The 11,681-nt window shown below is 42.3% G+C and carries 10 protein-coding genes; all 10 read left to right on the top strand.

Annotation, left to right across the window (positions count from 1 at the left end):
- The first annotated feature begins 1,387 nt into the window (after positions 1 to 1,387).
- The 10 genes from GKR71_RS11040 (at position 1,388) to GKR71_RS10995 (ending at position 11,661) form a co-directional block, all read left to right on the top strand.
- The gene (locus tag GKR71_RS11040; RefSeq protein ID WP_036952128.1) at positions 1,388 to 1,663 is read left to right on the top strand and encodes a helix-turn-helix domain-containing protein; all 276 of its coding nucleotides are present in this window, start codon (positions 1,388 to 1,390) and stop codon (positions 1,661 to 1,663) included.
- Positions 1,664 to 1,812: 149 nt separating this feature from the next.
- The gene (gene fimA, locus GKR71_RS11035; protein WP_036952127.1) at positions 1,813 to 2,361 is read left to right on the top strand and encodes a type 1 fimbrial major subunit FimA; all 549 of its coding nucleotides are present in this window, start codon (positions 1,813 to 1,815) and stop codon (positions 2,359 to 2,361) included.
- Positions 2,362 to 2,438: 77 nt separating this feature from the next.
- Positions 2,439 to 2,975, top strand: a complete 537-nt coding sequence (locus tag GKR71_RS11030; RefSeq protein WP_154609646.1) for a fimbrial protein — start codon at positions 2,439 to 2,441, stop codon at positions 2,973 to 2,975.
- A 64-nt stretch (positions 2,976 to 3,039) separates the two neighbouring features.
- Positions 3,040 to 3,738, top strand: a complete 699-nt coding sequence (locus GKR71_RS11025; RefSeq protein WP_036952256.1) for a fimbria/pilus periplasmic chaperone — start codon at positions 3,040 to 3,042, stop codon at positions 3,736 to 3,738.
- An 85-nt stretch (positions 3,739 to 3,823) separates the two neighbouring features.
- The gene (locus tag GKR71_RS11020; RefSeq protein ID WP_154634287.1) at positions 3,824 to 6,460 is read left to right on the top strand and encodes a fimbrial biogenesis usher protein; all 2,637 of its coding nucleotides are present in this window, start codon (positions 3,824 to 3,826) and stop codon (positions 6,458 to 6,460) included.
- 43 nt (positions 6,461 to 6,503) lie between these two features.
- Positions 6,504 to 7,007: a fimbrial protein gene (locus GKR71_RS11015; protein ID WP_036952253.1), complete on the top strand. Its 504-nt coding sequence runs from the start codon at positions 6,504 to 6,506 to the stop codon at positions 7,005 to 7,007.
- Between the two features lie 34 nt (positions 7,008 to 7,041).
- Entirely contained in the window at positions 7,042 to 7,533 is a 492-nt protein-coding gene (locus GKR71_RS11010) for a fimbrial protein (protein WP_036952250.1), read from the top strand.
- 8 nt (positions 7,534 to 7,541) lie between these two features.
- Positions 7,542 to 8,483, top strand: coding sequence for a fimbrial protein (locus tag GKR71_RS11005; protein ID WP_154600064.1), 942 nt, complete (start codon positions 7,542 to 7,544; stop codon positions 8,481 to 8,483).
- Positions 8,484 to 8,936: 453 nt separating this feature from the next.
- Positions 8,937 to 9,971, top strand: a complete 1,035-nt coding sequence (locus GKR71_RS11000) for a Fe(3+) ABC transporter substrate-binding protein (protein WP_036952248.1) — start codon at positions 8,937 to 8,939, stop codon at positions 9,969 to 9,971.
- A complete protein-coding gene (locus GKR71_RS10995; protein ID WP_154609640.1) occupies positions 9,955 to 11,661 on the top strand; it encodes an ABC transporter permease in 1,707 nt (568 codons plus the stop codon). Before GKR71_RS11000 ends, GKR71_RS10995 begins: the two co-directional genes overlap by 17 nt.
- Positions 11,662 to 11,681 lie beyond the last annotated feature (20 nt).

Raw genomic sequence — 11,681 nt, 5'->3', positions numbered from 1 at the left:
ATGAAATATAATGTTGATTATTGTGTTAAATTCGGATGTTTACTCTGTTTTTTTGCTGTTTACTAAGTCTGGAATGATATGATGTGTAATTGAATTTGTATTGATGAATGAAAAATTTGTAAAAAAAAGAAAAAATAGAATAATAAAAACCAGAGAGTCTTAAATTGAAACTATAAAACAACTAATAGGCGTTTTTATGTATAAAAACACTTATTAAGGTATAGGTATTTAATAATATTTATTTGCGCTCTATTAATATGAATAAAAAATAATCTTTCTTTATTTAAATAAGGAAAAAGGGGAACCGCGAGAAGGAAAGCTTTTCGACGTGCTAAGGCAAGCTGACTACGTTAGGGGAAATGCGTAGCTCAAGTGCTCAATGAGGACGTGAAGATAGTCCAGCCACCATAATCTAAAGAATAATAGTAGCTGCAATATTGACTATGATTATGGGGGGAATATGGTCGATGCATCATCATAAAATGCACGTCTTTAATAGATGGATCTTCTCTACTCACTCCTCAGTCTGCATATCCTATTTTGCATTGATTATCGTTCTCTATACATTACGAGTTCTAAACTATTTTTAATGCTCAATGGTTAGCTTCAAATTCATAAATACATGTAAACAATTTTCATTTTAATAGTGACTAGGTTTTTTATATTTTAACCCTACAATTTTAAATCCTTATTTTTATAAGTTATAAAATTATTAAATTTAATTTAAATAATATAATCAAAAACACGAAATAAAGGTGAAATAGTGGGTGTAATAATTACTTACATATTTATTCAACTCTTACTAGGATTATTCTTATATGCGGCTATAATGAATTTAGTTTTTTGTTTTTATTGAAAGTTGTTTTCAACTCGTAATTGGGGTTTTGGGGTTATTGGTATTTTATGCTGTTTTATTATAAATTATTTGATATTCTAATATTGATTATCTTTTTTTGATTTGTTTTTATTTTTATCTTTGCGAATTAATTGTAATTTTGTGGTTATTGCTTTTCATTAATTAACGGTTTTATTTTTATATAATGGTCCTTATTGTAAATTATTGTGTCTATTTAACATGTATATCGTGTTATGCGCGCCTTATTTCATTTAAAGAAATATCTTCAATTATTTATTTTGGTATTTTTAGATGCTCATAAAGTGTTGATTTTTATGTTTTATTATTTTACTCATATTTGATTATTTATTGATTTAAATGAATTAATATTTATGATTGATAGCCTGCGTATATCAAATAGCTCTTTTTCGATCGAAAAAAACAATTTTTAACTACAGTTTTAATTCTATAACTTAATAACAGCTGAAGCGTATTTTCCTATATCGATAATATAAAAAAATAATCAGCGAAATATGATCTGAGAGGTTTGAAATGCGAGACTATGAACCATTATCAAATAATATTGGCAGGATGTTAAAAGACTACCGTAGGCGCACAGGATTAACAGGAAGTGAATTGGCAAAGCGTATTAATGTAAGCCAACAGCAAATATCTCGATATGAAAACGGTGTGAATAATATATCATTTGACAAGCTTATCATACTATTTAATGCACTTGAGATGAGTAGTCGAGATATTGATGTTTTCTTCGAAAAAATGAAGTATCTGTTTGATTCTAGTGTATACAAACACTCGAAAATAGAGTGACAGACCCTTATTTTTTAAAATCATTCAAATTTAATTAAATTGTTTTAGGCAATTTAATTAAATTCGGTCGTTTTAATTATGGTGTCATGAAGTCTGTATTTGTTTTTTTCTATCAAGTTGTACTTAATAAATATACATAAGGAAATATTATGAAAGTTAAATCACTAGCACTTGTTGTTATTTCAGCTTTATCTTTAGGTTCAGTCGCTGCAATGGCTGCAACAACAACCGTAAACGGCGGCCAGGTACACTTTAAAGGTGAGCTAGTGAATGCAGCGTGTGCTGTTGATGCTGGTTCTGTAGAGCAAACTGTTCGTTTAGGTCAAGTTCGTACAGCTAAATTAGCTAAATTGGGCGATACCAGTGGTTCTGTTGGTTTCAACATCCAATTAAACGACTGTGATACAACAGTTGCTACTTCTGCAAAAGTTGCCTTTACCGGTGTTGCTGCAGATGCAACTAACCCAACTGTTTTATCTGTAGCTTCTTCAGCTTCAGGTGCAGCGACTAACGTTGGTATCCAAATTTTAGATGGTAAGAGCGCGCCTCTGGGTCTGGATGGTGCAACATTCAGTAACCCTATCACTCTGAATGACGGTGCAAACGTTCTGCCATTCCAAGCTCGTTACTTCGCACTGGGTGCAACAACTGCTGGTGTTGCTAACGCAGATGCAACCTTCGCTGTTCAATACGAGTAATCACTAAAAAGGATTAGGGATATCCCATTTGATAAGCCAAGGATGGCTTTTATTCACGAACCAAAAGGTGGAAGTTTATGAGAGAGCTGCTGGCAGTTTCACTCCTTCTGTTTTCTCCATTTTTGCAAGCTGGGAATAAATGGAAAGTTCAACTTCCTGGTGGTGGGATGCGCTTTCAAGGGGAATTAATTGCAGAAGGCTGCACTGTTGAAACTTCAGACCGTAATTTGGTAGTGAATATGGGACAAGTGCGCACCAATGCATTCAAGGCTCCAGGTCAAGATTCAGCACCGACGGCGTTTGATCTTCACCTCCGAGAGTGTAGCAATGCAGTTAGCGAGTATGTATCCATTACCTTCAACGGTGTGGCTAATGAAAGGAACCCAGATATTTTTTCCATCGGTGATGGGCCTAACACCGCGAAAGGTGTGGGAGTTGCCATTTTTGATTCAAAAAATACCTTAATTCCGGTGAATAGTGCTCCACTCAAAGTGGCGAATCTGCGTGATGGGGATATGACATTGCACTTTGTTGCTAAGTATCGCTCGACAAGCGAGAACATCATGGGCGGAAAAGCGAATGCTCAAGCACTATTCTCACTGACTTATGAATAAAAATATCGAAAAAGACAGTGACATATTTATTTCATTTTTTAGTAAAAAAAGGACAGATGTAAACATGAAAACCAGAAAAACATATAAGTTCATTACCGCCTTATTACTTTTACTCTGTTCGACCGTATCCACTCAGGTTTATGCAGGTGTTGCATTAGGTGCAACGCGAGTGATTTATCCTGCGGATCAAAAGCAGGTTCAACTTGCCGTGACCAATAATGATGAAAAGGGCGTTTTTCTGATCCAATCGTGGGTTGAAAATGCCAATGGTCAAAAAGATAGCCAATTTGCGATCACTCCGCCTCTTTTTACGATGAAAGGCGTTAAAGAAAATACATTGCGCATTATTGATGCGACCAATAACCAATTACCGAAAGATAGAGAAACGCTGTTTTGGCTGAATGTGAAAGCGATTCCAGCAATGGACAAAGCGAACATGAGCGAGAATACGTTGCAGTTAGCGATTATTAGCCGCATTAAATTGTATTACCGTCCTACAGGTCTCTCTATTGCGCCGGATAAAGTGGCTGAAGAATTACGCTTTAAGCGCCAAGGTAGCTCACTGATTGTGGTTAACCCAACGCCTTATTTTGCCACAGTTACAGATTTAAAAATCGGTGCAGCAAAATTGGATAACGTGCTTGTTCCTCCATTTGGTGATGCGTCAGTGAATGTTCCTTCCAATGGAAATGGTGCTATTAGCTACCAAACCATTAATGATTACGGCGCACTAACGCCGAAAATGACAGGAAAAATGCAGTAAAAACTTACGTTTTTATTTCTCGAAAATAATTAAACATCATTCCAAATTGGAAATTTGCTGAGCAACATTGTTGAGCGGAGGGGACATGTCACATCTGACATCTGAAAAAGGGCTATTAATTTCAAAAAAAGGATCATTTTTGGGATGCAGATTCGAACGCCATTTTCCTTTGGTTCCGCTGGCATTCTTGATAGGCGCATGCCTTTATCCAACATGGGTGACGGCAGAGTTATATTTTAACCCTCGTTTCTTAGCGGATGATCCTTCAGCAGTCGCAGATTTATCTGCGTTTGAACAAGGGCAAGAAGTTCCTGAAGGGACTTATCGTGTTGATGTTTATCTTAATGATGGCTATTTACTCACCCGGGATGTGAATTTTGTTCTGGATAAAAATGATAAACAGCTGTCCCCTTGTTTGACGCCTAATGAATTGGCCAAGATGGGGATCAATACATTAGCGCTGCCAGAATTACAGACGAAGCCCAAAGATACCTGTGAACCATTATCATCCACCGTGAAGGATTCAACGGCGAGATTTGATGTGGGCTTGCAACGGTTATATATCACCGTTCCACAACTGTTTATGAAAGACAAAGCGCGAGGTTTTATTCCTCCAGAACTTTGGGATTCAGGGATCACGGCAGGGATTTTAAACTATAGCCTGACGGGAAGCAGCGCACGTAATCAAGACGGAAAGCACAGTAGCTATAACTATTTGAATCTACAAAGTGGTTTAAACTTTGGTGCGTGGCGCTTACGGGATAACTCCACATGGAGCCACAGCACAGGCACAGCAAATAGCGAAACTCGCTGGGAGCATATCAATACCTATTTAGAGCGTGGCATCAATGTGATCCGCTCTCGTTTGACACTGGGTGATAGCTACACTCCGGGAGAAATTTTCGACAGTGTTAACTTCCGAGGCATTCAATTAGCCTCGGACGATAATATGCTGCCTGAAAGCCAAAAAGGATTTGCGCCCGTGATCCGAGGGATCGCTCGCGGTACAGCGGATGTCTCTGTTAAGCAAAATGGCTATGAGATCTATCGCAACACATTCCCACCGGGACCGTTTGTGATTAACGATCTCTATTCTGCGGGAAATAGTGGTGATTTGCATGTGACTATCACGGAAGCGGATGGATCCGTACAGAGCTTCACCGTGCCATATTCATCCGTTCCGTTGCTCCAACGTGAAGGGCATACACAATATGCCGTCACTGTAGGGGATTACCGTTCGGGAAGCGGCAATCAGGAAAAACCGACATTCTTACAAACCACGTTACTGCACGGTTTGTCATATGGCTGGACGCTCTATGGTGGAACTCAGTTAGCCAATCGTTACCAAGCTTTTAACGCAGGGATAGGTAAAAATATCGGTGTCTTTGGGGCGCTATCTATCGATATTACCCATGCCAATGCCAAATTACCGGATGATAGCAACCATCAAGGTCAGTCAATTCGTTTCTTATATAACAAATCTCTGAATGAAACGGGCACGATTATTCAGCTGGCGGGTTATCGGTATTCAACAAAGGGTTACTACTCATTTGCGGATACGACGTACAAACGGATGTCAGGGTATAACCTTGCGACGCAAGACGGCATTATCCAAGTGACACCTAAGTTTTCTGACTATTACAACTTAGCTTATAACAAGCGCGAAAAAATTCAGTTAACTCTAACCCAGCAGTTGGGTGAGCAATCCACTATGTATGTGACGGGAAGTCATGAAACGTATTGGAATACCAGTAAAGCGGATAAGCAATTACAGGTAGGGATTAACACCCTGATTAAAGGGATTAGTTGGGGATTAAGTTACAGTCTGTCCAAAAACTCATGGCAGGATGGCAACGACCAAATGCTGGCATTGAACGTCAACATTCCCTTTAGCCATTGGTTACGTTCAGACAGTCAGTCTATCTGGCGTAATGCCAGCGCAAGTTACAACGTTTCTCACGATCTCAAAGGTCGCGTAAACAACACCGCCGGTTTATACGGAACGTTATTGGAAGACAATAACTTAAGTTATAGCGTTCAAGCTGGGTATGCAGGCGGTGGACAAGGTAACTCTTCGGGGACAGGCTATACGTCACTGAACTATCGCGGGGCTTATGGAAATGCCAACGTCGGTTATAGCTATGCCGATAACATTCGCCAAGTTTACTACGGTTTGAGTGGGGGCGTCTTAGCTCATGAAAATGGATTAACGCTGAGCCAGCCAATGAACGATACCGTGGTATTAGTGAAAGCGCCAGGTGCGGGACATGTGAAAGTCGAAAACCAAACGGGGGTTGAGACTGACTGGCGGGGCTATGCGGTATTACCTTATGCCACTGAATATCGTGAAAACCGTATTGCTTTGAATACCAATACGTTAGCGAATAACGTGGATCTGGATGATCCCGTTCTGAATGTGGTGCCAACTCGTGGCGCTGTCGTTCGCGCTGATTTCCAACCGAAAGTTGGGATCAAAGTGCTGATGACATTAACTCGCCATGGAAAACCGGTGCCATTCGGCTCGGTTGTTTCTTCTGGTGAAAATAGTGGTGGCAATATTGTGGCGGAAGATGGGCAAGTTTACTTAACTGGTTTGCCGTTAACCGGACAATTAATCGCACGTTGGGGAGATGGGGCGGATGCTCAGTGTAAGGTCAATTACACACTGCCAGCAGAAAGCCAATATGAAATCCTCAGTAAGTATAGTGCCGAGTGCCTCTAAGGAGCCCATAGTGTTTGATAAATCGAATATTTTCTTTGCCTCAATGTTGACCTCTTTGTGCTTGTGTTCCAATGCATTGGCGGCGGATAGCACCATTAACATTACAGGCAATGTACGAGATAACACTTGTGCCGTGGCTCCTGGTTCACAAAATCAAGTGGTGGATTTGCTCCTGAATGCGGTGAAACAGCTGCACTCAGTGGGGGAAGTGACGCCAACAGTGCCGTTTCGTATTGAGCTAACACCTTGCGGTTCTGCGGTAACGGCAGTCAAAGTTGGGTTTGTCGGTATTGCAGACTCGAGTAACAAAACCTTGTTGGCATTAGAACCCGGCAGCGCAAATGCAACAGGGGCTGGTATTCAGATTTTAGACAGTGCTAAAAATCCATTAGTCCTCAATGCGGACTCAAATAATATTGCATGGACGCCTTTAGTGGCAGGAAAAGCCAATACGCTCAATTTCAATGCACGTTTAATGGCGTCAAAATTGCCCGTTACGGCAGGGCATATTCGAGCAACCGCCACATTTACGCTTGAATTCCAGTAAATAGAGGATGCGATGAATGACGTATAAATCAACAATGATGACAGCTTTATTTTTGGGGCTGTTATCTTCATCAATAACCTCCACACACGCGGCTGACGTAACTGTGACGGTCAATGGGAGCGTTGTTGCAAAGCCTTGTACGGTATCAACTAAGACGGCCAATGTGGATTTGGGTGATCTTTACACGTTCAATTTAACCTCTCCGGGATCAGCATCGGATTGGCATACGGTGTCGTTGGATTTGACCAATTGCCCTGTTGGTACATCAGTGGTTATGGCGACCTTTAAAGGTGTCGCTGATTCGGTGGGATACTACAAAAACCAAGGTACGGCAGGCAATATCCAGCTGCAACTTCAAGATTCATCGGGTAATAACTTAAATAACGGCGCACAAAAACGCATGCCAGTCAGCGATGCAACGCTTTCAACCAGTTTTCCTTTACAGGTAAGGGCAATATCGGTGAGAGGCGGGGCGACACAAGGCACCATCCAAGCGGCAATTGATGTCACCTACACGTATCTGTGAGCAATATTATGAATATAAAACAGCTAGTTAAATTAATCTTTATTAACGCATTTATCTATTTTGCCGGTGTTTCTTCGGTGTATGCTTTTACCTGTTACGACTCAACAGGAAACGTTTTAAGCTACACACAAAGCCCAGTGACTGCCAATGCGTATGTTAACTTGCAGCCAAGTGTTCAAGCTGGTCAAAACTTAGTGGTCGATTTATCGAATTCAATATTTTGTAAGAACGATGACCCATCAGCGCGACGTGACCAAGTGAACATGATCCGTGGTTCCGCTTATGGTGGAGTATTGAATAACTTTCGAGGCTCATTACGGTATTATGGCTCAAGCTATACGTTCCCTTTGACTAACCCAACTCACCAGCAAGATTTTCCATCGGGCAATTACACAGCATGGAATACCCAATTGTATTTAACTCCAATTTCTGCGGCGGGAGGTGTAGTGGTTAACCGAGGAACCCACTTTGCGACATTGGTAATGTACCAAGTTGGTTCTAACATAGTAGGGGGCGGTAACGTCAATACATCGACCTTTACATGGAATTTGTATGCCAACAATGATGTTGTGGTGCCTATTGGTGGTTGTGATGTTTCTTCGCGTAATGTGGTCGTTAACTTACCGGAATATCCAGGAAGCGCTCAGCCGGTACCGTTATCTATCTATTGTGCTTCGAGCCAAAATATCTCCTACTATTTAACGGGAACAACCGATACGAGCAGCAATATTTTTGCTAATACACTGTCTGGTGCTAATGCCGCAAAAGGAGTAGGGATCCAAATGGTTCGCAATGGTAATGCAATTCCAGCAAACCAAAACGTTCAGTTAGGTCGAGTAGGAAGTTCAGCGGTGAACTTAGGACTAAGCGCGCGATATTCAAGAACCCAAGGTCAGGTGACGGCAGGGAAAGTGCAGTCGGTGATTGGCGTGACATTTATGTACGATTAGTGAATTGAATTAGATAGATGAAAAGGCTCAAGAAGAAATATCTTGAGCCTTTTTGCGTTAAATAAAGATTCATATGCTCAGCAGAAATTCGGATGATCCGTTGTGATAGGGGAGCAGTAGATCTTTTATCATTTTCCCATCACAGAGACCTCAACCTATTAATATTATTGTAGAATATGGTCATCATTATCGTTTTGGTAATCTTGGATTTTATTTTACAAACTCTGAATACAGACCGCAGACCACCCACAAAAAATCCTTCAAAAAAGAATAAATGCCAAATAATAAATTATAAATAAATTTTAATAATCATTAATGCGTATTATTAACCGATGAAAATAATTTGCAAACGAGATTGGTTATCAATATACTTTTTTCGACCAGTTAAAAATACTCAATATACTAGTTTAAGCATCACTTCACCTTGGAGAAGATAGCAACATGTTGAAAAAAATGTATTTTTTACGTAATAAAACGCGTTTAATTACGTTGGCCTCATCGCTTATTGTTACCTGCGCATTGCCTGCCATGGCAAAAGATTCCCTAACGTTATATACCACTCGTGAGCCGGGGCTGATCCAGCCACTGCTGGATGCCTTTACTAAAGAAACTGCCATTGACGTCAACACTGTCTATGTCAAAGACGGCATGTTAGAGCGCGTCAAAGCGGAAGGTAAAAACTCTCCCGCAGACTTATTAATGACGGTGGATGCGGGTAACCTCATCGATTTAGTTGAAGCAGGTGTTACGCAGCCTGTTGATTCAAAAGTATTAACTGATGCTATTCCAGCTTCATTACGCGACAAAGATAACCAATGGTTTGGTTTATCGATGCGTGCTCGAGTGCTGTATGCGGAAAAAGATTTACCGTTAACTAGCATCACGTATGAAGATTTAGCCGACCCTAAATGGAAAGACAAAATTTGTATCCGCGCAGGCCAGCACCCGTATAACACAGCGTTAGTGGCAGCAATGATTGCCCACGACGGTGAAGCGAAAACGGAAGCGTGGTTACGCGGTGTGAAAGCTAACTTAGCACGTAAAGCAACGGGCGGAGACCGTGATGTCGCTCGTGATATCCTTGGCGGTATCTGCGATGTCGGTTTAGCGAACTCTTACTATGTGGGTCACATGAAAAATGCCAAAGAGGGCACTGACGCACGTAAATGGGGAGATGCTATCAAAGTGGTTCAGCCAACCTTTACCGATGGCGGTACGCACGTCAACATCACTGGTGCAGCCGTTGCGCGCCATGCTCCTCATAAAGCAGAAGCGGTTAAGTTGATGGAATATCTGGTTTCTGTTCCTGCACAACAGCTGTACGCGCAAGCAAACTATGAATACCCAATTCGCAAAGGCGTTCCACTGGATGCCACTATCAATAACGCAATTGGGGAAATCAATGTGGATACCCTCCCACTTACTGAAATTGTGAAATACCGTAAACAAGCGAGTCAGTTGGTAGATAAAGTTGGATTCGATCAATAAAACTGGCTTAACCTCTACGCGCGGGGCTTTCGGGCTGCCGCACGTCGGTTTCTCGCCATTAACTCTTTCCGTGGTGGTCATTACGCTTGGCGTTCTGACCCCTTTGTTGTTTTTATTGGGTCTGGCCGCAAGCTCTGGATTCAGCCATTGGGAACATTTGATGCGCTATGTGCTTCCCGATGCCACCTTAAATACCTTAATTTTACTGCTGGGTGTTGGTGCCATGGTGATGACCATTGGGGCGGGGTGTGCCTGGCTGGTGACCGCGTTTGATTTTCCTGGTCGAAAGCTGTTTAGCTGGGCGCTGCTACTGCCCCTTGCGATGCCAACCTACATTGTAGCGTTTGCATGGTTAGATTTACTGCATCCTATTGGACCGATTCAAGAATTTATTCGTAGCGTGTTAGGGTACGACTCGCCGCGCCAATTCCGCCTTCCTGATCTTCGTTCGATGACGGGCGCCATTTTGCTGCTGGGTCTGGTGCTTTATCCCTATGTTTACTTGACCATGCGAGCCATGTTTATGAGCCAGCCAGCCCATTTGCTGGAAGCGGCTCGAACCCTTGGGCTCAGTTCCACGGGAACATTTTTCCGAGTGGCGTTACCTATGGCGCGACCTGCCTTAGTAGTGGGTACTAGCCTCGCTCTGCTGGAAACCCTCAATGATATCGGCGCATCGGAATTTTTAGGTGTGAATACATTGACCGTGACGGTGTACACCACATGGGTGACTCGCTCTGATCTACCCGCTGCGGCGCAAATTGCCTGCTCGATGTTAACAGTGATTATCTTGCTGTTAGCGTTAGAATATTACGGTCGAAAAAATCAGCGTTACAGTACTGGGCGGCAAATGCGTGGGATCTTGCCATCGCGTTTAACTGGATGGCGAGCTATATTAGCCACGTGTGTCACCGCGCTACCGGTGGTGTTAGGCTTTTTAGCACCGGCACTTTTTTTGGGATGGGAAAGCCTTAAACGCATCAGTGACAGCATGACAATCTCAAGCAGCCTGTTGCAATCACTACAAAACTCATTATTGCTAGCGGCGGGTGTCACCGTCGTGGTGACGTTGGTGAGCATTGTGGTAGCGTGGTATGCCAGAGCGAGTGCAATTTCTGGTTCATCTCAAGAATGGCGACGAGCCTTAATGAAAATTGCGTCGCTGGGTTATGCAGTACCAGGAACGGTATTAGCGATTGGTTTGTTAACACCGGGTATGGCGCTGGATAATTTTCTGGCGGAGCTATTGGATTTTCGAGGATTACCGCTGTTATCTACGGGAATTTTATTGGTTATCTGCTGCTCAATTCGATTTATGGCGATCTCCATTGGGGCGATTGATGCTGGGTTAACCCGTATTCCGCCGAGTATGGAACAAGCCTCAAGGCTGTTAGGGGAAAGCGAGCTGCGAACGTTCTTTCGAGTGCACCTTCCGCTATTACGTCCGGCACTTGTCACCAGTGCTTTATTGGTTTTTGCGGATGCGATGAAAGAGTTGCCGACCACATTACTTTTACGTCCGGTGAATTTTGAGACGTTGGCAACCTCATTATATGCAGAGGCAGCGCGAGGAACCTATGAAGAGGGCGCGATTGCGGCACTATTAATTGTGCTGGCAGGGACATTGCCTGTGATCCTCCTAGCGCGCAGTCAGCTGACATCATCTCAATCAAAACGGTCGTCTCAATAAAAATGATTATGTTAAGGAAT

Origin of the sequence: Providencia sp. wls1922, from assembly GCF_009706505.1 — a bacterium.
Taxonomy (GTDB): Bacteria; Pseudomonadota; Gammaproteobacteria; order Enterobacterales; family Enterobacteriaceae; genus Providencia; species Providencia lanzhouensis.
This window is presented reverse-complemented; position numbering and strand designations above follow the sequence as displayed.